Annotated in this window: 28 protein-coding genes; 9 read left to right on the forward strand and 19 right to left on the reverse strand. The window is 59.8% G+C overall.

Annotated elements, in window-relative coordinates:
* Positions 1-198: 198 nt before the first annotated feature.
* Together msrA and ACSBQS_RS16175 are read left to right on the forward strand one after the other, a co-directional pair.
* Positions 199-837, forward strand: a complete 639-nt coding sequence (msrA, locus tag ACSBQS_RS16170; protein WP_089195519.1) for a peptide-methionine (S)-S-oxide reductase MsrA — start codon at positions 199-201, stop codon at positions 835-837.
* A gap of 180 nt (positions 838-1,017) precedes the next feature.
* On the forward strand, positions 1,018-2,349 hold the full coding sequence (locus tag ACSBQS_RS16175; RefSeq protein ID WP_033641641.1) for a hemolysin family protein: 1,332 nt from the start codon (positions 1,018-1,020) through the stop codon (positions 2,347-2,349).
* Positions 2,350-2,418: 69 nt separating this feature from the next.
* Here ACSBQS_RS16175 and ACSBQS_RS16180 read toward each other — a convergent pair whose 3' ends face one another.
* A complete protein-coding gene (locus ACSBQS_RS16180; RefSeq protein WP_033641639.1) occupies positions 2,419-2,625 on the reverse strand; it encodes a DUF1107 domain-containing protein in 207 nt (68 codons plus the stop codon).
* A gap of 330 nt (positions 2,626-2,955) precedes the next feature.
* Here ACSBQS_RS16180 and ACSBQS_RS16185 point away from each other — a divergent pair, with 330 nt between their 5' ends.
* On the forward strand, positions 2,956-3,513 hold the full coding sequence (locus ACSBQS_RS16185; protein ID WP_025159587.1) for a YtfJ family protein: 558 nt from the start codon (positions 2,956-2,958) through the stop codon (positions 3,511-3,513).
* A gap of 1 nt (position 3,514) precedes the next feature.
* Here the strand turns inward: ACSBQS_RS16185 and cysQ are convergent, their stop codons facing one another.
* Positions 3,515-4,255 carry a 3'(2'),5'-bisphosphate nucleotidase CysQ gene (gene cysQ, locus ACSBQS_RS16190; protein ID WP_033644177.1) on the reverse strand — a complete coding sequence of 247 codons (741 nt, stop codon included), beginning with the start codon at positions 4,253-4,255 and terminating at the stop codon, positions 3,515-3,517.
* Between the two features lie 255 nt (positions 4,256-4,510).
* Between cysQ and ACSBQS_RS16195 the strand changes: the two genes are divergently transcribed.
* Entirely contained in the window at positions 4,511-6,463 is a 1,953-nt protein-coding gene (locus ACSBQS_RS16195; protein ID WP_033651488.1) for a bifunctional 2',3'-cyclic-nucleotide 2'-phosphodiesterase/3'-nucleotidase, read from the forward strand.
* A gap of 100 nt (positions 6,464-6,563) precedes the next feature.
* Here the strand turns inward: ACSBQS_RS16195 and fklB are convergent, their stop codons facing one another.
* Positions 6,564-7,184 carry an FKBP-type peptidyl-prolyl cis-trans isomerase gene (fklB, locus tag ACSBQS_RS16200; RefSeq protein WP_004933618.1) on the reverse strand — a complete coding sequence of 207 codons (621 nt, stop codon included), beginning with the start codon at positions 7,182-7,184 and terminating at the stop codon, positions 6,564-6,566.
* Between the two features lie 267 nt (positions 7,185-7,451).
* On the opposite strand from fklB, the gene ACSBQS_RS16205 reads away from it, so the two are divergent.
* Entirely contained in the window at positions 7,452-8,126 is a 675-nt protein-coding gene (locus ACSBQS_RS16205; protein ID WP_042783524.1) for an OapA family protein, read from the forward strand.
* Between the two features lie 3 nt (positions 8,127-8,129).
* Here ACSBQS_RS16205 and ACSBQS_RS16210 read toward each other — a convergent pair whose 3' ends face one another.
* The 5 genes from ACSBQS_RS16210 to rpsF form a co-directional block, all read right to left on the reverse strand.
* Complete coding sequence (locus tag ACSBQS_RS16210; RefSeq protein ID WP_342163673.1) at positions 8,130-8,483, reverse strand: DUF488 domain-containing protein; 354 nt, start codon at positions 8,481-8,483, stop codon at positions 8,130-8,132.
* 112 nt (positions 8,484-8,595) lie between these two features.
* Positions 8,596-9,048 carry a 50S ribosomal protein L9 gene (rplI, locus tag ACSBQS_RS16215; protein ID WP_004933629.1) on the reverse strand — a complete coding sequence of 151 codons (453 nt, stop codon included), beginning with the start codon at positions 9,046-9,048 and terminating at the stop codon, positions 8,596-8,598.
* A gap of 39 nt (positions 9,049-9,087) precedes the next feature.
* Positions 9,088-9,315, reverse strand: coding sequence for a 30S ribosomal protein S18 (rpsR, locus tag ACSBQS_RS16220; RefSeq protein ID WP_000135199.1), 228 nt, complete (start codon positions 9,313-9,315; stop codon positions 9,088-9,090).
* Positions 9,316-9,319: 4 nt separating this feature from the next.
* The gene (gene priB, locus ACSBQS_RS16225) at positions 9,320-9,637 is read right to left on the reverse strand and encodes a primosomal replication protein N (RefSeq protein ID WP_049233092.1); all 318 of its coding nucleotides are present in this window, start codon (positions 9,635-9,637) and stop codon (positions 9,320-9,322) included.
* Between the two features lie 8 nt (positions 9,638-9,645).
* Positions 9,646-10,044 carry a 30S ribosomal protein S6 gene (rpsF, locus tag ACSBQS_RS16230; RefSeq protein WP_004933634.1) on the reverse strand — a complete coding sequence of 133 codons (399 nt, stop codon included), beginning with the start codon at positions 10,042-10,044 and terminating at the stop codon, positions 9,646-9,648.
* Positions 10,045-10,280: 236 nt separating this feature from the next.
* On the opposite strand from rpsF, the gene ACSBQS_RS16235 reads away from it, so the two are divergent.
* Entirely contained in the window at positions 10,281-10,487 is a 207-nt protein-coding gene (locus ACSBQS_RS16235; RefSeq protein WP_127897167.1) for a hypothetical protein, read from the forward strand.
* 10 nt (positions 10,488-10,497) lie between these two features.
* Positions 10,498-10,764, forward strand: a complete 267-nt coding sequence (locus tag ACSBQS_RS16240; protein WP_033638913.1) for a DUF1471 domain-containing protein — start codon at positions 10,498-10,500, stop codon at positions 10,762-10,764.
* Positions 10,765-10,863: 99 nt separating this feature from the next.
* Here the strand turns inward: ACSBQS_RS16240 and ACSBQS_RS16245 are convergent, their stop codons facing one another.
* Both ACSBQS_RS16245 and yjfP read right to left on the reverse strand, forming a co-directional pair.
* Positions 10,864-11,238, reverse strand: coding sequence for a hypothetical protein (locus ACSBQS_RS16245; protein WP_033641632.1), 375 nt, complete (start codon positions 11,236-11,238; stop codon positions 10,864-10,866).
* A 124-nt stretch (positions 11,239-11,362) separates the two neighbouring features.
* On the reverse strand, positions 11,363-12,115 hold the full coding sequence (gene yjfP, locus ACSBQS_RS16250) for an esterase (RefSeq protein ID WP_042783520.1): 753 nt from the start codon (positions 12,113-12,115) through the stop codon (positions 11,363-11,365).
* A gap of 127 nt (positions 12,116-12,242) precedes the next feature.
* On the opposite strand from yjfP, the gene bsmA reads away from it, so the two are divergent.
* Together bsmA and ACSBQS_RS16260 are read left to right on the forward strand one after the other, a co-directional pair.
* A complete protein-coding gene (gene bsmA, locus ACSBQS_RS16255; RefSeq protein WP_434991182.1) occupies positions 12,243-12,551 on the forward strand; it encodes a biofilm peroxide resistance protein BsmA in 309 nt (102 codons plus the stop codon).
* Between the two features lie 123 nt (positions 12,552-12,674).
* Entirely contained in the window at positions 12,675-12,950 is a 276-nt protein-coding gene (locus tag ACSBQS_RS16260) for a DUF1471 domain-containing protein (RefSeq protein WP_197750088.1), read from the forward strand.
* On the opposite strand, the gene ACSBQS_RS16265 is transcribed toward ACSBQS_RS16260, so the two are convergent.
* The 9 genes from ACSBQS_RS16265 to hflK form a co-directional block, all read right to left on the reverse strand.
* A complete protein-coding gene (locus tag ACSBQS_RS16265) occupies positions 12,947-13,345 on the reverse strand; it encodes a DUF350 domain-containing protein (protein WP_047025083.1) in 399 nt (132 codons plus the stop codon). The genes ACSBQS_RS16260 and ACSBQS_RS16265 overlap by 4 nt on opposite strands.
* A 66-nt stretch (positions 13,346-13,411) precedes the next feature.
* Entirely contained in the window at positions 13,412-15,040 is a 1,629-nt protein-coding gene (locus ACSBQS_RS16270) for an isovaleryl-CoA dehydrogenase (protein ID WP_047025082.1), read from the reverse strand.
* 116 nt (positions 15,041-15,156) lie between these two features.
* A complete protein-coding gene (gene rlmB / locus ACSBQS_RS16275) occupies positions 15,157-15,888 on the reverse strand; it encodes a 23S rRNA (guanosine(2251)-2'-O)-methyltransferase RlmB (protein WP_004933653.1) in 732 nt (243 codons plus the stop codon).
* Positions 15,889-15,949: 61 nt separating this feature from the next.
* The gene (gene rnr, locus ACSBQS_RS16280) at positions 15,950-18,424 is read right to left on the reverse strand and encodes a ribonuclease R (RefSeq protein ID WP_047025081.1); all 2,475 of its coding nucleotides are present in this window, start codon (positions 18,422-18,424) and stop codon (positions 15,950-15,952) included.
* Between the two features lie 59 nt (positions 18,425-18,483).
* Positions 18,484-18,909 (reverse strand): nitric oxide-sensing transcriptional repressor NsrR, encoded by a 426-nt coding sequence (gene nsrR, locus ACSBQS_RS16285; RefSeq protein WP_015376391.1) that lies wholly within the window; start codon positions 18,907-18,909, stop codon positions 18,484-18,486.
* 233 nt (positions 18,910-19,142) lie between these two features.
* The gene (locus tag ACSBQS_RS16290) at positions 19,143-20,441 is read right to left on the reverse strand and encodes an adenylosuccinate synthase (RefSeq protein WP_025159583.1); all 1,299 of its coding nucleotides are present in this window, start codon (positions 20,439-20,441) and stop codon (positions 19,143-19,145) included.
* A 98-nt stretch (positions 20,442-20,539) separates the two neighbouring features.
* On the reverse strand, positions 20,540-20,740 hold the full coding sequence (locus ACSBQS_RS16295; RefSeq protein ID WP_004933666.1) for a DUF2065 domain-containing protein: 201 nt from the start codon (positions 20,738-20,740) through the stop codon (positions 20,540-20,542).
* Positions 20,741-20,803: 63 nt separating this feature from the next.
* Complete coding sequence (gene hflC, locus ACSBQS_RS16300; protein ID WP_004933669.1) at positions 20,804-21,808, reverse strand: protease modulator HflC; 1,005 nt, start codon at positions 21,806-21,808, stop codon at positions 20,804-20,806.
* 3 nt (positions 21,809-21,811) lie between these two features.
* Complete coding sequence (hflK, locus tag ACSBQS_RS16305; RefSeq protein ID WP_033641626.1) at positions 21,812-23,062, reverse strand: FtsH protease activity modulator HflK; 1,251 nt, start codon at positions 23,060-23,062, stop codon at positions 21,812-21,814.
* Positions 23,063-23,085: the final 23 nt, after the last annotated feature.

Genomic DNA, 23,085 nt, shown 5'->3' on the forward strand with positions numbered 1-23,085 from the left:
CAACCTTCTTCCGGACGCCGCCCGCCGCGCTTTGCCGCCGCGCAACAGGCGAATTCTTCACTTTTGGCGCTCAAAATACTGCGTTAAGCTTATACAAAATCCCACTTGCCGCTTATTGTGGGCAAAGACGCGGTGAGATACAACCGAACCGCCGCCATGTAGGGTCAATTCTTACTGTGACAACAGGAGTCAACCGTGGTGCCATTTTTTGATAAATCACAAACCGTCGATAAGGCAAGCGCGCTGCCTGGCCGCACCACGCCAATGCCTGTCGCAACGCTCAACGTCGTCACCGAACACTCGATGACTCAGGTGCCGGCCGGCATGGAAGTGGCGATCTTCGCCATGGGCTGTTTCTGGGGCGTTGAGCGTCTGTTCTGGCAACAGCCGGGCGTCTACAGCACCGCCGCCGGCTACAGCGGCGGCTACACGCCGAACCCGACCTACCGCGAAGTGTGCAGCGGCCAGACCGGCCACGCCGAAGTGGTGCGCGTGGTGTTCGATCCGCAGGTCGTCAGCTACAAGCAGCTGCTGCAGGTGTTCTGGGAAAATCACGATCCGGCGCAGGGCATGCGCCAGGGCGGCGACGTCGGCACGCAGTACCGCTCGGCGATTTACACGCTGAGCCCAGAGCAGCAGGCCGAGGCGGAAAGCAGCCTGCAACGCTTCCAGCAGGCGATGGCGGCGGCGGGCGACAAGCGCGTCATCACCACCGAGATCGCGCCGGCGCTGCCGTTCTATTATGCGGAAGACGATCACCAGCAGTACCTGTTCAAAAACCCGGAAGGTTACTGCGGGCTGGGCGGCATCGGCGTTTGCCTGCCGCCGCAGGGCTGATCCGATGCCGGCCGGCGGCACTTTTTTAACCGCTGGCGGCCCCTGTGGGGCAACTGCTATACTGTACGGGCCGCTTCTGCGGCCCGATAGCTTCCCTTCTGGTTGTTATCGCTGCTTTTTTTACTATGTACTACCCTTCCTCAAGAGCGCCGGCATCCCGTCGGCACGTATGGATAGATTATGTTAAACAGTATTTTACTGATTCTTTTTCTGATCGCGGTGAGTGCGTTTTTCTCACTGTCGGAAATCTCTCTGGCCGCCTCGCGCAAGATCAAACTGAAGCTGATGGCGGACGAAGGCAACATCAACGCCGCCAGAGTGCTTAAACTGCAAGAAACCCCTGGCATCTTCTTCACCGTGGTGCAGATCGGCCTGAACGCCGTGGCCATCCTCGGCGGTATCGTCGGCGACGCGGCGTTTTCCGGCACCTTCCAACAGTTCTTTATTCGCTTCCTGTCGCCCGAACTGGCGGAACAGGTCAGCTTCATCTGCTCCTTCGTGCTGGTGACCAGCCTGTTTATCCTGTTCGCCGATTTGACCCCGAAGCGCATCGGTATGATTGCACCAGAGACGGTCGCCGTCCGGATCATCAACCCGATGCGTTTCTCCATCATGATCTTCCGCCCGCTGGTGTGGTTCTTCAACGGCATGGCCAACCTGATCTTCCGCATGTTCAAGCTGCCGATGGTGCGTAAAGACGACATCACCTCCGATGACATCTACGCGGTGGTAGAAGCCGGTGCCCTGGCGGGCGTGCTGCGCAAGCAGGAGCACGAGCTGATTGAAAACGTGTTCGAACTGGAATCGCGCACCGTGCCGTCTTCGATGACCTCGCGCGAAAGCGTGGTGTACTTCGATCTGCGCGAAAGCGAAGAGAGCATCAAGGAGAAGGTCTCGACCCATCCGCACTCCAAGTTCCTGGTGTGCGACGGCCATATCGATCAGGTGGTGGGTTATGTCGATTCCAAAGACCTGCTGAACCGCGTGCTGGGCAACCAGAGCCTGGTGCTGAGCAGCGGCGTGCAGATCCGCTCGGCGCTGATCGTGCCGGACACGTTGACGCTGTCCGAAGCGCTGGAAAGCTTCAAAACCGCCGGCGAAGACTTCGCGGTGATCCTCAATGAATATGCGTTGGTGGTGGGCATCATCACCCTTAACGACGTGATGACCACGCTGATGGGCGATCTGGTCGGCCAGGGCCAGGAAGAGCAGATCGTGGCGCGCGACGAAAGCTCATGGCTGATTGAAGGCGGCACGCCGATCGACGACGTGATGCGCGTGCTGGATATCGACGAGTTCCCGCAGGCGGGCAACTACGAAACCATTGGCGGCTTTATGATGTACATGCTGCGCAAGATCCCGAAACGCACCGACTTCGTCAAATACGCCGGCTACAAGTTCGAAGTGGTGGATATCGACAGCTACAAGATAGATCAGCTGCTGGTCACCCGACTGAGCGACAAACCGGCGGCGGTGCTGCCGAAAGCGCCGGACGACACGCCTGCGGCCTGACGGCGCGAAGGACAAAAACATCAGCGGCCCCATCGGGGCCGCATTTTTTTACCGCTGTCAGCGCCGTGTTCAGCCGACCTCGGCCTGCAGCAGCAGCACCTGGCGGTTCACTTCGGACATCACGCTGAAATGGCGCTTGTCGCGAATCTTCGGCGGCAGGATTTTCCCCTCGTCGAATTCAAATGCGCCCACGTCCTTGATATACAGCCTTCCGCGAAACAGGGTCTTAACGTACTTCGCCACTTTCAAAGGGTTATAACGCTGGAAGATTCTCATTCTTTTACGCTCCTCCCGTTGATCCATGCGCTCAGCGAGCCGCCAAAGGTGGCAGCCTCGAAATTCAGAACGCAACTTGATTGCATGTAGTAGACCCAGTAAAGACCAGATCGTTCACTTCCGCCCGGTGATCTGCACTGGATTTACACTTTTTGACAGAATTGTATATGATGATTTATAACGTTTTCAGGATATCCCTTCAAAATCTGATGATTAGCGAACCAAGGGAAAAACTGCGATCCGGTTAACAGGACAGACCTCTTATCACATCCTATGCTTTAGGCTGTCGAAGTGCTGTCGCACAAATTCCCCCATTTACAAGGAGAAAGCATGAAAACAAGTCGCATGCTGATGGTATCCCTGCTGCTCGCCCCGCTTTTCGCTTCCGCGCACAACTTCCAGCTCCAGCAGCGCGTGGCGCCGGTTGGCGTCAGCGATAAAGGAGAGCTCAATTACGCTGACGGTAATTTTAGCTACCAGAATTGGAACAGCGCGCAGCTCAGTGGAAAAGTGCGGGTGATACAGCACATTGCCGGTCGCAGCTCCGCCAAAGACATGAACGACCCACTGATTGAAGCGATTAAGAAGGCGAAACTACCACACGATCGTTACCAAACGACGACAATCGTCAACACCGACGATGCCCTGATGGGCACCGCCATGTTCGTGCGCAGCAGCATCGAAGACAGCAAGAAAGAGTTCCCGTGGTCGCAGTTTATCGTCGACAGCGACGGCAACGTGCGCAAAGCCTGGGATCTGCAGCCGAAAGGTTCCGCCATCGTGGTGCTGGATAAGCAAGGGCGCATTCAGTTCGCCAAAGACGGCGCGCTGACGCCGGAAGAGGTGCAGCAGGTGATGTCCAAGCTGCACCAGCTGTTGGCGAACTGACTCAGAACAGCGACACCCGGAAGCCGGGGTTGAGGAAAGATTCACGCGGGGTATAGAGCAACGGCTTGCCCTGCCAATCGTGAATTTGCGCCCCGGCGGCCACCGCCACCGCGTGTCCTGCGGCGGTATCCCAAATATTGGTTGGCCCGAAGCGCGGATAGAGCTGCGCCTTGCCTTCCGCCACCAGGCAGAACTTCAGTGAGGAACCGACGGACACGGTCTGGTGCTCGCCCAGCTGCTGCAGATAGTCTTTCAATTCGTCGTCGATATGCGAGCGGCTCACCACCACCAGCGGCGGATGCGCGTTGCTGACGCCGATCGCCTGCCGCACGCCCTTCTCTTCTTTCCAGGCCTTGCCGCGCTCCGCCAGATACAACACGTCGATCGCCGGGGCGTACACCACGCCCATCACCGCCTGCCCGTCTTCAATCAGGGCGATATTGACCGTGAACTCGCCATTGCGATGCAAGAACTCTTTGGTGCCGTCCAGCGGATCGACCAGCCAGTAGCGCGTCCAGTTGCGGCGCTCTTCCCACGCCGGCGGATCCTCTTCCGACAGCAGCGGCACCTCCGGCGTCAGGGCCGCCAGGCCGCGCTTGATGATGTGATGCGCCGCCAGATCGGCCGCCGTCACCGGTGAGTCATCTTTTTTCTGTGCGACATCAAGCGGTTGTTCACCGTCGTACACCGCCATGATCGCCGCCCCCGCCTCGCGGGACAGTTGGCAAATTCGCTCTAACATCATGCACCTCAACTCTGCATCTCCGTGGGAAATTTCCCTCTGTCTCTGCTAGCAGACTAGTTTTTTTTACGCCGAATATCCATCTCAACCGGCTAAGCCACGGGAATTCCTCAGATCTTGTTGGGCACAACTGTGAACTTCCCCGCGTTACCCGCCGCCGTTTTCTGCCACACTTCACAGTTTACTGTGGCAAGCAGTGTTAATTACATTTCCCTCTGCGATAACACTCGAATAATGGAATGGAGAGACCCCCAAATGATGAAGCATCCACTGACGCTGTCCGCGCTTGCGCTGCTGGTATGCGCCTCGGCGCAGGCGGCCACCGTCGATCTGCGCGTGCTGGAAACCACCGATCTGCACAGCAACATGATGGACTTCGATTACTACAAGGACACGCCGACCGACAAGTTCGGCCTGGTGCGCACCGCCAGCCTGATCCAACAGGCGCGCCAGCAGGCCGCCAACGCGGTGTTGGTGGATAACGGCGACATCATTCAGGGCAGCCCGCTCGGCGATTACATGGCGGCCAAGGGGCTGAAACCGGGCGACGTGCACCCGGTCTATAAGGCGATGAACACGCTGGACTATGTGGTCGGCAACATCGGCAACCATGAGTTCAACTACGGGCTGGACTACCTGAAGAACGCCATCGCCGGCGCCAAATTCCCGTACATCAACGCCAACGTCATCGACGCCAAAACGCAAAAACCGCTGTTCACGCCATACATCATCGTCGATACCCCGGTGAAGGATCGCGATGGCAAGGCGCATACGCTGCGCATCGGCTACATCGGCTTCGTGCCGCCGCAGATCCTGGTGTGGGACAAAGCCAACCTGCAGGGCAAAGTGACGGTGGACGACATCACCGCCACCGCCAAGCGCTACGTGCCGCAGATGCGTAAACAGGGCGCCGATCTGGTGGTGGCGATCCCGCATTCCGGGTTGTCCAGCGAGCCTTACAAGGCGATGGCGGAAAACTCGGTCTATTACCTCAGCCAGGTGCCCGGCATCGACGCCATCATGTTCGGCCACGCCCACGCGGTGTTCCCGAGCAAGGACTTCGCCAACATCAAAGGCGCGGATATCGACAAAGGTCTGCTGAATGGCGTACCGGCGGTGATGCCGGGCCAATGGGGCGATCATCTCGGCGTGGTCGATCTGCAGCTCAACAACGATGGCGGTAGCTGGAAAGTGACCGCCGCCAAAGCGGAAGCGCGGCCGATCTACGACAAAGAGAACAAGAAATCGCTGGCGGCGGAAGATGCCGCGCTGGTGAAGGTGTTGGCGGACGATCACAAAGGCACGCGCGAGTTCGTCAGCCAGCCGATCGGTAAATCCGACGGCAACATGTACAGCTACCTGGCGCTGGTGCAGGACGATCCGACGGTGCAGATCGTCAACAATGCGCAGAAGGCCTACGTCGAACATTACATCCAGGGCGACCCGGACCTGGCCGATCTGCCGGTGCTGTCCGCGGCGGCCCCATTCAAGGTCGGCGGCCGCAAGAACGACCCCGCCAGCTTCGTCGAAGTGGAAAAAGGCCAGCTCACCTTCCGCAACGCCGCCGATCTCTATCTCTATCCCAATACGCTGGTGGTGGTGAAGGCCAGCGGCAAAGAGGTGAAAGAGTGGCTGGAGTGCTCCGCCGGCCAGTTCAACCAGATCGACGTCAACAGCGCCAAGCCGCAAGGCTTGATCAACTGGGACGGCTTCCGCACCTATAACTTCGACGTGATCGACGGCGTCAACTACCAGATCGACGTCAGCCAACCGGCGCGCTACGACGGCGAATGCCAGCTGATCAACGCTAAGGCGGAGCGCATCAAGCAGCTGACCTTCAACGGCAAGCCGATCGATCCGAACGCCACCTTCCTGGTTGCCACCAACAACTACCGCGCCTACGGCGGCAAGTTTGCCGGCACCGGCGACAAACATATCGCCTTCGCTTCGCCGGATGAAAACCGCTCGGTGCTGGCGGCCTACATCACCGCCGAAACCCAGCGGCATGGCGCGGTGCGCCCGCAGGCAGACAACAATTGGCGTTTGGCTAACTTCAGCAGCAAGCAGCCGCTGGATATCCGCTTCGAGACCTCGCCTTCGGACAAAGCGACGAAGTTTATCAAAGAGCACGCCCAATACCCGATGAGCGCCGCAGGCAGCGACAGCATCGGCTTCGCGGTTTATCGCATCGATTTAAGCGGTAAGTAACTCACTGTCACTGGCCGGCTCGCCCGGCCATTCATCGCCCGTTTGCGCGACGCATAAAATAAGGGCGCCACGAAGGCGCCCAGAGTAATCCTCGGTGGAATTACAGGATTTCCAGCAGCTCGACGTCGAACACCAGCGCGCTGAACGGCGGGATGGACGCGCCTGCGCCACGCTCGCCGTAGGCCAGGTTGTGCGGGATATACAGCTGCCATTTGGAACCTACCGGCATCAGGGTCAGCGCTTCGATCCAGCCTGGGATCACGCCGCTGACCGGGAATTCTGCCGGCTGGCCGCGTTCAACCGAGCTGTCGAACACGTCGCCGTTGATCAGACGGCCGGTGTAGTGCACACGCACGCGATCCTGACGGGACGGGATTGGGCCGTTGCCCTGCTCCAGTACGGAGAACTGCAGGCCAGACTCGGTCAGCGTCACGTCGTCGCGCTTGGCGTTGTCGTCCAGGAATTTCTGGCCTTCAACGGCCATTGCCTGCTGGCGCTCGCGGCGCACCGCATCCGCACGCTCGTGGATTTCACGCAGCGCACGGTGCACCACGTCTACCGGAACCGCCGGGGCATTCCCTTCCAGCGCGTCGCGCAGACCCGCCAGCAAAGCTTCCGGTTGCAAACCTTCCAGCCCGGACTCTTGCAGCTGCTGGCCGACCTGTAAACCAATCCCGTAACTTGCTTGCGCTTCAACGCTGTCAAAAGAAGGGGTTGTCATGGGGTTTTCCTTAAGTCTGTAAAAAGTCGAAAGCGCAGCATAACAGCGCGTCAATGCCGGGTAAAATCTTGTGTGGAGAATGATGACTTTTGTCGTAGAAAAAGAAACAATAACCTTCTGTTAACGCCCGCAGCCGCAAACCCCGGCCCTGCCGCTCAGCCGCCTTTCACTTCAATCAGTTAGCGGACTATACTGAAAGCAGGATATCGGGCAGGCGACGCGCTTGCCGCGCCGCGCTTATTATTACGCCGTCGAAGAGAGGTCACCATGGGCAGAATCGCGCCCAGGAGAAGGAAAACCACCCGCATCTACCAGCCGCTGCTGCGCACCTGGCTGAACATCAGCCAGCGCCTGAAACCCGGCGCCGCACCCACGCAGGAAGACGCGGAGTCGCCATCGGAACCGCCGTCGGCCAACGACAAGATGCAGCGGGTCAAAGCGCTGCTGGCCAAAGTCTGGCATCTGCCGGACGGTTTCCATTGGATGGAACCACTACCCTACTTTCACCGCCGCTGGGTGCTGATCTTCGGCATCATTCTGCTGCTGGCGTTGCTGTGGCCCTACTCGCCCGAAAGACAGCCGTTCCCGGTCTCTCAGCAGGAAACCAGCGTGCCGCTGCAGGCTGAGCTGCAAAACGGCGGTGGCGCCGCCACGCCGACCAACGAACCGACGCCGGCGGGCAACTGGCAGCGTTATCAGATCCAGCCCGGCCAGACGCTGGCCCAGCTGTTTCGCGACAACAATCTGCCGGTGAATGAGGTGTTCGCCATGGCGCAGGTGGAAGGCGGCGACAAACCGCTGAGCAACATGAAAGCCGGTCAGGAAGTGCGCATCGAACGCGACGCCAACGGCGTGATTAACGCGCTGTCGGTCACCACCGTGGACAACAGCCAGGCGCTGTTCCGCCGCCAGGCCGACGGCAGCTACCGCCGGGAACGCTAATCGCTAAAGCTGCGCCAGCAAAAACTCGCGCAGCACCACGCCCTGGTTGTGCTCGGTATCTTTGCTGCCATACAGCAGCGTCAGCGCCTCCCCCTGCCGCAACAGCGCCACCAGCGGCTGCCAGGCGTCGTTGGCCGCCAGCTGTTGGCGGTAACGCGCCTCGAAGGCTTCCCACTGGTCGGTATGCTGATGGAACCACTTGCGCAGCTCGTCATCCGGCGCCAGCTGTTTCAACCACTGCACGCCCGCCAGCCTCTCCTTGCTGATGCCGCGCGGCCATAGCCTGTCTATCAGATAGCAATGCGCCGGCGCCGGCGCGCTGAAGTCGTAAACTCGCTGTAGCGTAATCGTTGCCATCGCACGCTCTCCCTTTTCATCCCGTCTTCAAGCGTAGCGCGTTTTGCCAGGCGCAGAAAAGCAAAACGCCAGCGCGAGGCTGGCGTTTTAACCGGGTTAACAGCAGCGTAAATTACGCTTCTGCAACCACAACTACATTCAGCTGTGCGAACACGTCGCTGTGTACCTGGAAGTGCACTTCGTGCTCACCAGTGGTACGCAGAACGCCGTTCGGCAGACGAACTTCGCTCTTGGCAACTTCAACGCCTGCCGCAGTCACTGCGTCAGCGATGTCGCGGGTGCCGATAGAGCCGAACAGTTTACCTTCGTCGCCAGATTTGGAAGCGATGGTCACTGAACCCAGTTCGTTGATCTTGGTTGCGCGAGCTTCAGCAGCAGCCAGAACGTCAGCCAGTTTGGCTTCCAGTTCAGCACGGCGTGCTTCGAAGAACTCAACGTTTTTCTTGGTAGCAGGAACAGCTTTGCCCTGTGGTACCAGGAAGTTACGAGCGTAGCCCGCTTTAACGTTAACTTGATCACCCAGGCTGCCCAGGTTTGCTACTTTATCAAGCAGAATAACTTGCATTACCTTATCCTCTCAAAGTCGTTAATGGACAGTGGCCGATTACTGATGACGATCAGTGTACGGCAACAAAGACAGGTAGCGCGCGCGCTTGATAGCACGGGCCAGCTGGCGCTGATATTTTGCACGAGTACCGGTGATACGGCTCGGTACAATTTTACCACTTTCGGTGATGTAGTTTTTCAGCGTAGCGATGTCTTTATAGTCAATCTCTTGAACGCCTTCCGCGGTGAAACGGCAGAACTTGCGACGACGGAAATAACGTGCCATTTGGCTAGTCTCCAGAATCTATCAATTCAATCTGCTCGGCATGCAGAACCAATTTGCTCAGCCCGTTGCGCCCTTGATGGCAGCTTACAAAGCCTTGCACGGTAATCTGACTGCCGACCGTTAATCTTTGAGTTAGTGCTTGTGACTGTTGTCCGCTGACAACCACGGGCATTCGGCACCATGCTTGTCTGCTGAATCCGGCTTCCATCTGCTGCGAACGGTGCTCTAGCACAAATTGGCAGTGCGGTATCCCGGAAGGACTCACTTTTCGAACCGGCGCCTTGCACACAGTGCCCGACAAAACCAGACGATTAGCCGTCACGGCGGCAATTACTCTTCAGAATCCCCAGCATCTGCATCATCTGCGGTTTCGTTAGCGAAGTCTTCGCGGCGATCGCCACGACGTTCGTCTTTCGCTTTAACCATCGGAGATGCTTCAGTTACCGCGTGCTTAACGCGCATAACCATGCTGCGGATAACGGCGTCGTTGAAGCGGAAGTTAGTTTCCAGCTCATCGATCGCTTCCTGCGGCGCTTCAACGTTCAGCAGAACGTAGTGAGCTTTGTGCAGTTTGTTGATCGGATAAGCCAGCTGACGGCGGCCCCAGTCTTCCAGACGGTGAATCTGACCTTGCGCGTTAGTGATGGTAGCACTGTAACGCTCGATCATGCCCGGAACCTGTTCGCTTTGGTCAGGATGGACCATAAAAACGATTTCGTAATGACGCATCGAATTGCTCCTTACGGATTATTCAGCCTCCTGTCAGGGTCAACCGCGGCCCATGGAAGCAAGGAACGTGTTTAGTGTGCGGCTGAAAAATGACGCGTAATCATACTGACGCAGGGCGGGAAACTCAAGGACTGCGTGGGTTTTATTCGCGTTATTGAGAGGGGGTATGGGAAATAGCACGATTTGCTGGCGAGGAAACCTATGTACGCCGATCCATCAGTTTCAAAAATCTTTCAATGAAATCAGCGCTGAGTCACAAATCTATTTCATTTTTTTTGAAAGAGGCCATCAAAACGCCCCGCTTTTTAATCCGCCGCAACCGACTAAAATTAACCTTATCCGCCGCAGACAGCGCGACGAAAAAGATTCCAGGTTATTCAATGCAGATAAATGACTTTTTGCCGCAGCGACACTCGCTGTCAGGCCGTAACGGCAAAAAGTAAGAGAGGCACTATGAAACGCATCATTCTCGCGACGGCGCTTGCCGCCCTGTTCTCCGCCAACGTGATGGCCGCGACGGAGATCTCCTCGCACCAGGCCGATCAACGCCAGAGCGTTGGCTTCGTCACCCTGAACCAGAACGTGGTCTCGCCGGATGACGCCAGCAGCCAGGTCAGTAAAATCGCCGATCAACGCGGTGCAAGCTCTTATCGCATCATCGCCCTGCACGAACCGGGCGACAACAGCACGATGCACGTCAGCGCCGAGCTGTACCGTTAAAAAGACGCGCCACGCCAGGGAAATCCCCAGGGCTTCATCAGAAAGCCCGTTCAGTCCGCACCGGAGCGCCGCCTGTCGGGCGCTCCACTTCCTCACCCATCACAGTTTGAGCAACGTCGGCGCGCTGAACGCTTTGCCCGGATTGTGCAATTGCAGCGCCATCCGCAGATAGTTTGTCCGTGCCTGCAGCAATTCGGCGCTTTCCTCCAGCGTCGCCCGCTGCTCGAAGGAGAGCGAGCCGGCCTTCGCGGTTTGCGCGGCCGCCGCTTTCGGCGCGGAGGCGAACAGCGCCGTCATGTTTTGCACCGTATGCGCGGTGATGCGCGACAGCGGATTCGCCTTGTTTTGCCGCGCCTTGCCGTCGGCTGCCCCCAGCATCTCACTGAAGGCCATTGAGTTAAGATCGGCGCGCGCTTTCATCGTTCCCGCCAGCCCGCGCGCTGTCTCGGCCGTATTGCTGATACCCTTTATCATGCTCTCCGCTCCTTGCCGCCCCTGAAAGAATTCACGCTGACATTCTCCTCCGCCATGCGTCAAACAATGACCGAAACAGCCTACAGAGAGCACCGCAATTCCACGCATCACGCCCGGAGGCGCATTACAATTCGCGGCGAAAGAAATCGGTGGTGGCGGACAGCGCCAGCGGCGTGATGCGATGCTTCACGCCCGGCTCGACGAGCGATGTCAAACGGCCGTCCGCACCTTGCTGCCGCAGTTCAGCCGCCAAACGCAGGCTGTCCGCCGCCGGCACCACGTCGTCCGTCTCGCCGTGCCACAGCAGCAGCGGCCGCCCTGCAATCTGCGCCAAACGTCCTTCCAGCTCATACTCCGCCAGCACGGCGGTGCGCGCCGCAAACGCCGTCGGCGAGAGCGCCTCGCCCGTCTCGCCCAACGGCGGATACAGCGTTTGCGCCAGCGCACGGTAATAGCCGGAACCCATCAGGCTGGCGGCCGCACGGATCCACGGAAAGCGCGCGAAGGCGCCAAGCGCGGTCATGCCGCCCATTGAGGCGCCGGCGACGCCGATGCGGCCGTCGGCGATCAGGCCAAGCCGCTCAAAATGCGCGTTGATCTGCGGCAGTTCGTCGATATTGCTGCGCAGGATCTCCCAGAATGACGCCAGGCGCCGCGCCTCATCGCCGTCGAATCGCTCGCCGTGCCGATCGGCATCCGGCAACACCGCCCGAAAACCGGCGCGCGCCAGCGCATAGGCGAAATAAGCGTATACCTCTTTCGACGAGGTATAGCCATGGCAGAAGAACACCGTCGGCAGCGGCCGATGATACTGCCCCGCCGGCACCGCATGGATCACCGCGATATCGCCAGCCTGCTCGTCATGAATTTCGATCATCCGTTCATCCTCAACTCACCTGTTGGCATTCATCATGACAAACTTGCGCGAAGCAGCGTTAGCTCAATCTGTTACAGCTTATATTGCGTTACACTGAAGCCATCGCACCGGCGCTTACGAGGTCACCATGACGATTGCCCGCACACTCATTACCCTGACGCTGGCCGCACAGCTTTCCGCCTGCGGCATCATGACCACCACGTCGAAACCGCCGCCGCCACCCACCGCTCAGGCGCAGGAGATCGTTCGCGCGCAGACCGCCGAGCTGGTGAAAATGGGCACCGTCACCGCCGTGGTGCGCGGCAGCCCGATGGACGTGGAAGCGGAGATCCAACGCAAGGCCACCGCCGCCGGCGCCCGTTATTACGTGATCATCATGAACAGCGAAACCGTCGTGCCGGGCCAATGGTATTCCCAGGCGATCCTGTATCGCTAAGGCGGGGATTTTTTAAGCAGCTTTACACTGGCTTTGCACTGGCTGAAGAAGGGTGTTGCACACTGAGGGACAGCATGCCGCATGTTGCGGGTGTCGATTCAGGATCTGACGAAGGGGAACGCCATGAAACGCTCCACCGCACTCACCTCCCTCTTGCTTTCCATGGGATTGCTCAGCACCGGCGCACAGTCCGCCGAGCTGGCGCCCGCCGATCGCGTGACGCCGCTCAGTGAAATCGCCGAGATCACCTTCAACGATTTGCCCGGCTCACCGCAGGAGGCGGAACTGGCCATCGCCCGCACCGCCGACCAACACGGCGCCAGCTATTACCGCATTCTGCGGATGGAAGAGCAGGCGTACCCGCTTGGCTGGCGCGCCTCGGCCATCTTATACCTTTAGTAGCTCATGCAAGCCGCATTCAACACCCCGCCGCTGACGCAGACGCCCCCCAGGAAAATCCCGGCGGCCAGGTGATTCGCTTCTATCTTGTCGCTGATGCGCGGCATGTAGATCTTCACGGCGGCGAACAGCAGCAGTTGCACCACCAGCGCCACCACGCCCCACAGCAGGTAATCCAGCAGGCTGATCGAGTTGATCGCCGCGCTGGCCAACGGGATCACATATCCCAGGCAAGCGCCGATAAAAGCGAAGGCGGCGGATTGATTATCGGCCTTGATCAGCGCCCATTCGTCGTGCGGGGTGATGCGGGTATAGACGAACAGAAACACCAAAATCATGGCGAAGCCGCTGAAGAAGTAAGAGGCGAACGCCGCCAACGCGCTGAGAATATCCATGTGCATTTTCCTGTCAGAGTGAGGCTGAATTAAAAAGGTTTTCGCCGCCGGGCGCCACCCTTTTCCCTAACCGCCGATGGCGCGGTTCAGCAGCAGTTCGCACGCCTCGGCCGACAGCAGGCTCTCGCCGCGGTGATCCAGCGTCAGATGACACCAGGCGTCGGCGATCAGCGGGCTGGCGTGCTGCAGCAACTGCGCGGCGCAGCACAGGTCGAACAGCTGTTGAGTCAGCAGCCGCCCCATCTCCTCGCTCGGTTGCCGGGCACGCTGCTGCCACTGCCGCCAGGCGTGATCGAACAACCGATTCTGGCCGCGCACCGGCTGCAGCTCGAACTGCAACATCTCGAGCGCGCCCGGCAGTTTATGCAGACTGCGCAACACGTCCAGACACATGATGTTGCCGGAGCCCTCCCAGATACTGTTCACCGGCATTTCACGGTACAGGCGCGGCAGCTCGCTCTCCTCGCAGTAACCGATGCCGCCCAGCACCTCCATCGCCTCGGCGATGAACGGCATGCCCTGACGGCAAATGCTGTATTTGGCCGCCGGCGTCAGCAGGCGGCTGTAGATCAGCTCGCCTTCATTGCTGCGGCTCTCCCAGGCGCGGGCCAGCCGGAACAGCAACGCGGTATGCCCTTCCAGCCGCAGCGCCATGCGCGCCAAGACCTGGCGCATCAGCGGTTGTTCTATCAACAATTTGCCGAACGCCTGCCGCTGCAGCGCATGATACAGCGCCACCGACAGCCCGCGGCGCATCAGGCCGTGGCTGCCCAGCGAACAGTCGAAACGGGTCAGGCCGCCCATCTTCAGGATATGCCGCACCCCGTCGCCCTCATCGCCCAGCAGCCAGGCCGTGGCGTCCTGAAACTCCACCTCGCTGCTGGCGTTGGAGCGGTTGCCCAGCTTGTCTTTCAACCGCTCAAGGCGAATGGCGTTGCGGCTGCCGTCCGGCAAAATGCGCGGCAGGAAGAAACAGGACAGCCCGCCTTCGGCCTGCGCCAGCACCAGGTGCGCATCGCTTTGCGGCACCGAGAAGAACCACTTGTGCCCCACCAGCCGGTAGGCTTCGCCCGGCCCGCGCGCGCCGAGCGGCGTGGCGGTGGTGGTATTGCTCAAGACATCGGAGCCGCCCTGCTTCTCTGTCATGCCCATGCCGATCAGCAGGCCGCGCTTTTGCCCGCCCGGCAGCAGATGAGCGTCATAACGATCCGACAGCAGCGGCGTCAGCCAGGCGCGAAACTCGGCCGGTAACGCCTGCAGCAACAGCGGCGTGGCGCCGAAGGTCATGGTCACCGGGCAGAGCGTGCCGGCCTCGACCTGCGCATGCAGCATAAAGCGCGCGGCGCGCGCCACGAAGGAACCGATGCGCGCATCCTCCTGCCAGGGCAGGTTGTGCACCCGGTTGGCGATCAGCCCCTGCATCAGGATATGCCAGGCCGGGTGAAAGCGAACGTCGTCCAGCCGCTGGCCGGTGGCGTCGTAGCGCAGCAGCTCCGGCGGGTTGGCGTTGGCCAGCCGCCCCAGCTCCAGCGACTCCTGCGTGCCGAGCTGCTGGCCCAGCGAAGCCAATACCTCGGCGTCCCAACCGCCTTGCTCGCGCTGCAACGCTTCGCGCAGCGGCGTATCGGAGAGAAACAGGTTGCTGTTGCCCAGCGGCTTGGGTTGGTTAAAAACGGTGTGCGTAGTCCAGACCATGAGAGTGCTCCCTGAAAAAAGCGTCAGGAGTAAGTATGGTCGGCGCAGAGATTTCTGCCGCAGGCGGGATCACAAGAGGGGGAATTAACGGGAGCACGGCGCCCCCGTCAGAAGAATCAGCCGCGCTGGCGCACCGCTTCGAACAGGCAGATGCCGGTGGCAACCGACACGTTCAGTGAAGAGACGGTACCGGCCATCGGGATGCTGATCAGCTCATCGCAGTGTTCGCGGGTCAGGCGGCGCATGCCTTCGCCTTCCGCGCCCATCACCAGCGCCATCGGGCCGGTCATTTTGCTCTGATATAGCGTATGGTCGGCTTCGCCGGCGGTGCCGACGACCCAGACATTCATCTCTTGCAGCAGACGCAGCGTGCGCGCCAGGTTGGTCACGCGGATCAACGGCACGTTTTCGGCGGCGCCGCAGGCCACTTTCTTGGCGGTGGCGTTCAACTGGGCGGAACGATCGCGGGGCACGATCACCGCGTGCACGCCGGCAGCATCGGCGCTGCGCAGGCAGGCGCCGAGGTTATGCGGGTCGGTCACGCCGTCCAGCACCAGCAGGAATGGCGTTTCCACGCTCTCCAACAGGCCCGGCAGATCGTTCTCCTGATACTGACGCCCTTCGCGCACCCGGGCGATGATCCCCTGGTGCACCGCGCCTTCAACCTTGTCATCCAGCCATTGGCGGTTCGCCACCTGGATCACGATGCCGGTCGCTTCCAGCTCGGCGATCAGCGGCTGCAGGCGGCGATCTTCGCGGCCTTTCAGGATAAACACTTCCAGGAAGCGTTGCGGATCGCGCTCTAACAGGGCTTTGACGGCGTGGATGCCGTAAATAATTTCGCTCATGATGCTCTTTTAAAGTCGTGCGGCCGGCGATAACCGGCCGATGGTAACGATGTGCGGCAGGTTAAGCCTGCTCGGCACCTTTCTTCTTGGCTGCGCGTTTGGCTTTGGTCGCCGCCGCGATTTTCCGCGTTTTGTCGGACGCTTTCTTGGCTTTCTTTTTCGCCTTCTTCACGTTGTCCGCGGGCTTGGCGTCATCCTGCTTGCGGAAGGCGCTGTCCGGCTCGAAGTTGGCCGGCGGTTTGCCGCCGCGGCGCTTGCCGCGCCCCGCATTGCCGCTGTCGCGCAGCGTGCGCTGGCCGCCCTTCTTGGCGCGTTCGCGCTCGGTTTTGCCTTCACCGCGCGCTTTGCGGGTGCTGGACACCAGCGCGAAGTCGATCTTGCGCTCGTCCATATGCACCGCATCCACGCGGATCTCCACCGTATCCCCCAGGCGATAGACCGTGCCGGAAGACTCGCCGATCAGGCGCTGGCCGATATTATCGTAGCGATAGTAATCATTATCCAGCGTTGATACGTGCACCAGCCCGTCGATGAACAGATCGTTCAGGCGCACGAAGAAGCCGAAGCCGGTCACGCTGGAGATAATGCCGCTGAACACTTCACCGACGTGATCCTGCATGAAGTCGCACTTCAGCCAGTCGGCGACGTTGCGCGTCGCTTCATCCGCGCGGCGCTCGGTCATCGAACAGTGTTCGCCCAGCTGCAGCATCTCTTCGAATTCGCTGTGCCAGCCGCCGGTCGGCGTCCAGCGCTCTTTCGGCTCGCCATGCTCTTTGGCCAGCTGGTATTTGATCGCGCGGTGCAACGCCAGATCCGGATAACGGCGGATCGGCGAGGTGAAGTGGCCGTAAGAGGCCAGCGCCAGGCCGAAGTGGCCGCGGTTTTCCGGATCGTAAATCGCCTGCTTCATCGAGCGCAGCAACATGGTTTGCAGCATTTCGTGGTCAGGGCGCTCGGACACTTCATCCATCAGCACCGCATAGTCCTTCGGCTGCGGCTTGTTGCCGCCGCCCAGCGTCAGCCCCAGCTCGCTCAGCACGCTGCGCAGCGCGGAGATGTGGTCATCGCTCGGACGATCGTGCACGCGGTACAGCGCCGGCTCGTTGCGTTTCTCGACGAAGCGCGCAGCCGCCACGTTGGCCATGATCATGCACTCTTCGATCAGCTTGTGGGCGTCGTTGCGCACCGTCGGCTCCACGCGCTCGATGCGGCGTTCGGCGTTGAAGATGAATTTGGCTTCTTCGGTTTCAAACGCGATGCCGCCGCGCTCGGCGCGCGCCTTATCCAGCACCTTGTACATGGCGTGCAGCTCTTCCAGGTGCTTGACCAGCGGGTGGTAATGCTCGCGCAGCTCCTGATCGCCCTGCAGAATGTGCCACACCTTGTTGTAGGTCAGGCGGGCGTGGGAGCTCATCACCGCCTCGTAGAACTTGGCCGTGGACAGGCGCCCCTGGGCGGAGATGGTCATCTCGCACACCATGCACAGGCGATCGACCTGCGGGTTCAGGGAGCACAGCCCGTTGGACAGCACTTCCGGCAGCATCGGGATCACCTGCGACGGGAAATACACCGAGTTGCCGCGGCTGCGCGCTTCGTCGTCCAGCGCGGTGCGTGGACGCACATAGTAGCTGACATCGGCGATCGCGACCCACAGGCGCCAGCCGCCGCCGCGTTTTTTCTCGCAGTACACGGCGTCATCGAAGTCGCGCGCGTCTTCACCGTCGATGGTGACCAACGGCAGCTTGCGCAGATCGACGCGGCCCTTCTTGGCCGCTTCCGGCACCTGTTCGCTGAGATCGGCCACCTGCTTTTCCACCTGCGGCGGCCAAGTATGCGGGATCTCATGGGTGCGCAGCGCGATATCCACCGCCATGCTGGTGCCCATTTTGTCGCCGAGGATCTCGACGATCTTGCCGACCGCTTTGGTGCGGCGGGTTGGGCGTTGAGTCAGCTCCACCACCACCATATACCCCATGCGCGCGCCGCTGACGCTGTCCGCCGGGATCAGAATATCGAAGCTCAGACGGCTGTCGTCCGGCACCACGAAGCCGGTACCGGCATCCATGAAGAAGCGGCCGACGATCTGGCTGGTTTTCGGCACCAGCACGCGCACGATGCGCGCTTCGCGACGCCCTTTGCGATCCGCGCCCAGCGCCTGCGCCAGCACCACGTCACCGTGGATCGCCATTTTCATCTGTTCGGCGGACAGGTACAGATCGTCTTTGCTGCCTTCAACGCGCAGGAAGCCGTAGCCGTCGCGGTGGCCGATCACCGTGCCGCGCAGCAGATCCAAACGCTCCGGCAGCGCATAGCACTGGCGGCGGGTAAACACTAACTGGCCATCGCGCTCCATGGCGCGCAGGCGGCGGCGCAGCGCTTCCAGCTGTTCTTCGCCGCTGAGGCCCAATTCGTTGCCCAGTTCTTCGCGGCTGGCCGGCGTTTCTCGTTTCGCCAAATGGGCCAGGATATATTCACGGCTGGGGATGGGAGATTCGTATTTTTCTGCTTCTCGTTCCAGGAATGGATCTTGTGACATTGCGGTTCCTCCGTTGTCATCAGCAGGATGACGTTGAGCCTTGTCTTCTCAACGTCGTTTTATTCGACAAGCAATAGCTTGTAGAGCGGCGGATTGTCTTCGACCATGTCGGCCAACGTATGCTTATCCAGCTCTTCAAGGAAATTCTGTACGCCCTGTTGGAGCACCTGCTTCAATCGGCAGGCAGGGGTGATGTGGCAAAACTCGCTGCTGCAGTTAACCAGCGCAAGCGGCTCCAGCGCCCGCACGACATCGCCGAGGCGAATGCTCTCGGCCGGTTTTCCCAAACGGATGCCGCCATGCTTGCCGCGCACCGCCGTGACAAAACCGACCCGGCTCAACTGATTGATGATCTTCACCATATGGTTGCGAGACACGCCATACACCTCGGTCACTTCCGAGATACTGGTCATCTTGTCCTGCGGCAACGAGGCCATGTAGATCAACGCCCGCAGACCATAATCAGTAAAACTTGTTAACTGCACATCTTACCTCTGGGTATGACTTTACCCGTCTGATACGCCGCTTTTCGGCGCTATTCAAAAGATTACTCATTGGATAATAAACCAGCCGGAGAGTTCGTCGCTAATTATTTAGCGAATCCCGCGCCCTAAGGCGGGTTTATGAAAGGATTTTTTGACGTGAAACCGCAATCGGAGGGAGTCAGGATAAAAACAAACCGGGACGCGCCCGGTTTGTTTAATGCCGCAAAGCCTGATTATGCGTCGAACGGGTCGCGCAGGATCATGGTTTCGCTGCGATCCGGGCCGGTAGAGATGATGTCTACCGGTACGCCGGTCACTTCTTCGATGCGCTTGATGTAGTTCAGCGCAGCCTGAGGCAGCTTGCTGTGCTCTTTCACGCCAAAGGTGGTTTCGCTCCAGCCCGGCATGGTTTCGTAGATAGGCTCAATGCCTTCCCAGCCTTCAGCCGCCAGCGGAGTGGTGTCCACTTCACGGCCGTCCGGCATGCGGTAACCCACGCAGATCTTCACTTCTTTCAGGCCGTCCAGGACGTCCAGTTTGGTCAGGCAGAAGCCGGACAGGGAGTTGATCTGCACCGCGCGACGTACCGCTACCGCGTCCAGCCAGCCGGTACGACGACGACGGCCGGTGGTGGCGCCGAACTCGTTACCCTGCTTGCACAGGTACTCGCCGGTTTCATCGAACAGTTCGGTTGGGAACGGGCCTGCACCCACGCGAGTGGAGTAGGCTTTCACGATGCCCAGCACGTAGTCCACATAACGCGGGCCGATGCCGGAACCGGTAGCCACGCCGCCGGCGGTGGTGTTGGAAGAGGTCACGTACGGGTAAGTACCGTGGTCGATATCCAGCAGGGTGCCCTGAGCGCCTTCGAACATGATCAGATCGCCACGCTTGCGCGCGCCGTCCAGCAGTTCGGAAACGTCAACCACCATCGCGGTCAGGATATCGGCGATAGACAGCACGTAGTCCAGCGTCGCCTGATAATCGACGGCTTCAACTTTGTAGTAGTTGACCAGTTGGAAGTTGTGGTAATCGACGATCTCTTTCAGCTTAACGGCGAAGGTTTCTTTGTTGAACAGATCGCCGACGCGCAGACCGCGACGAGCCACTTTATCTTCGTAAGCCGGGCCGATGCCGCGACCGGTGGTGCCGATCGCTTTCGCGCCGCGCGCTTTCTCACGCGCGTTATCCAACGCAACGTGGTAAGGCAGGATCAACGGGCAAGCTTCAGAGAGTAACAGACGTTCGCGTACCGGGATGCCACGCGCTTCGAGTTCACCCATTTCTTTCATCAATGCGTCCGGCGCCAGAACAACACCGTTGCCGATGATGCTGGTGACGTTTTCACGCAGAATGCCTGAAGGAATTAAATGAAGAACGGTTTTTTCACCGTTGATTACCAGAGTGTGGCCAGCGTTATGGCCACCTTGGTAGCGCACAACATATTGAGCCCGTTCAGTCAGCAGGTCTACAACCTTGCCTTTACCTTCGTCACCCCATTGGGTGCCCAGTACGACGACGTTCTTACCCATTTTTCAAAATCACCGATTGCTTAAAAATGGATTCTACCACCGTAATTTTCGATTTTCAGCACTTTTAGCATACGATTGCATAAATTTTGGGCTAGACTTTAAAGACCCGTGCGGCCGCTCAACATGTAGTAGATCACGCAGCCCGCAACCACTATTCCACCGCCAAATCGCCGCAGCGTCGCGTCCGGCAACTGCGACATCGCCACAATCATTTTGCGCCAGGCCTGCGGAAACAGCATCGGCCCCAGTCCTTCCAGCACCAGGACCAGCCCGAGCGCCAGCCAAATCGTTGAGTTCATGCATCCCCCAAAAACGAGAAAGGGCCCGCGAAAACGGGCCCTCGATCAGATTGCCTGCCGCGCTTATTTGCGCAGGGTATCAGGCGACTTCATGTAGCGGAAGAAATCACTGTCCGGGCTCAGTACCAGCACGTCCTGGTTGTCCTTGAAGCTGGCTTCATAGGCACGCAGGCTGCGGATAAAGGCATAGAAGTCCGGATCCTGGCTGAACGCGTTGGCGAACAGCTTGGCTGCTTCAGCATCGCCTTCACCACGGGTGATACGCGCCTGACGCTCGGCTTCCGCCAGGGTACGGGTCACTTCGTAGTCCGCGCTGGCACGCAGTTTCTCGGCTTCTTCCTGGCCCTGCGAGCGCAGGCGACGGGCTACCGCTTCACGCTCGGCGCGCATACGCTGGTAGATGGCGTCGGAGACTTCGGCCGGCAGGTTGATCTGCTTGATACGCACGTCGATCACTTCGATGCCCAACGCCGCCATGCTGTTCGGGTTCACCTGCGGCTGTTTGCCGGTGGTTTCCCGCTCAACGCGCGCCGCCGCAGAGGCGATAGCGTCATCGGCTTCGGTGGTCGCCACTTCTTCGCCGTCACCCACGGTGCCGGTGTTCAGCGCGTCACGCACGTCAGACATCAGCTTGCCGCGCGAGTCGGTCACGATGTCTTTCACGTCCAGGCGGCCGATTTCGGAACGCAGACGGTCGCTGAACTTACGCTTCAGCAGCACTTCGGCCTGGGAGACGTCGCCGCCGCCGGTCGCCAGATAGTAGCGGCTGAAGTCGCTGATGCGCCACTTCAGATAGGAGTCAACGATCAGGTCTTTCTTCTCGCTGGTCACGAAGCGATCGGCCTGGTTGTCCATGGTCTGGATACGCGCATCCAGGTTCTTCACGGTCTCAATGAATGGGATCTTGAGGTGCAGACCCGGCGCATACACCAGCGGCTTGTTTTCGCCGTCGCGCAGCACTTTGCCGAAGCGCAGCACAATGCCGCGCTGGCCTTCCTGCACCACGAACAGCGAAGCGTACAGCACCACCAGCACCGCGAGGACAATAACTACAAAAGACTTACGCATTGATTACTCTCTCCCTACGCGAGTGGTGTCGTCACGCTGCGCATTCGCCCGGCGCTGATCCATAACCGATCCGCTGCTGGTGCGCGGGGTGCTGCTGTTGGCAGCCGGTGCTGGATTCGGATTGAGGCGAATCAGGCTGGTATCCTTGTTGCCGCTCTCCGTCGCCGCGCCTTGGCCGCGCAGCATCTGATCCAGCGGCAGCACCATCAGGTTGTTGCCTTTGTCGCTCACCAACACCTTACGGGTATGGCCCAGCACTTTTTCCATGGTTTCGATATACAGACGCTCGCGGGTGATCTGCGGAGCGGACTTGTATTCCGGCAACAGCTTGGCAAAGCGCGCCACCTCACCCTGAGCTTCCAGGACGGTGCGGTCTTTATAAGCCTTGGAGTCTTCCAGCAAACGCTGCGCCTGGCCGTTCGCACGCGGCTGAACTTCGTTGGCGTAAGCTTCCGCTTCACGGATGTATTGCTGCTCGTTCTCACGCGCGGCGATCGCATCGTCGAACGACGCCTTCACCTCTTCCGGCGGACGCGCCGCCTGGAAGTTGACGTCCAGCAGCGTGATGCCCATGTTGTAAGGACGAATAGTCTCTTCCAGCATGCGCTGCGTATCGTTACGCACCACGGTACGGCCTTCGGTCAGGATGCGATCCATCGAGTATTTGCCGATCACGCCGCGCAGGGCGCTGTCGGTCGCCTGGCTCAGGCTGTCGTCGGCATTGACGACGCTGAACAGGTACGCTTCCGGATTGGTCACGCGGTACTGTACGTTCATTTCCACGCGCACCACGTTTTCATCGGAGGTCAGCATCACGCCGGACGCCGCCAGCTCACGCACGGATTCCACGTTCACCGGACGCACGTCGTCGATGAAGGTCGGCTTCCAGTTCAGGCCCGGCTGCACCAGGTGGCTGAACTTACCGAAACGCGTCACGACGCCGCGCTCGGCTTCCTTGATGGTGTAGAAGCCGCTGGCGGCCCAGATCACCACCACGGCAACCGCCGCGATACCGATAATGCGGCCGCTGAAGCCCGGACCGGAGGCCCCGGTGCCGCCGCTATTGCTGTTGGAGCCTTTGCCCCCGCCAAAACCGCTCAATTTCTTGCTCAGTTTGCGGAAGATATCATCCAAATCAGGTGGCCCTTGATCACGACCGCCTTTGTTGTTACCGCCAGAGTTGCCGCCATTGTTATTGCTGCTCCCCCACGGGTCGCGGTCCTGTCCGTTATTACCGGGCTGATTCCACGCCATGTTTTAGCTCCATATTCTGTGAT

Origin of the sequence: Serratia sp. H402Y (assembly GCF_051172415.1) — a bacterium.
Classification (GTDB): domain Bacteria; phylum Pseudomonadota; class Gammaproteobacteria; order Enterobacterales; family Enterobacteriaceae; genus Serratia; species Serratia ureilytica.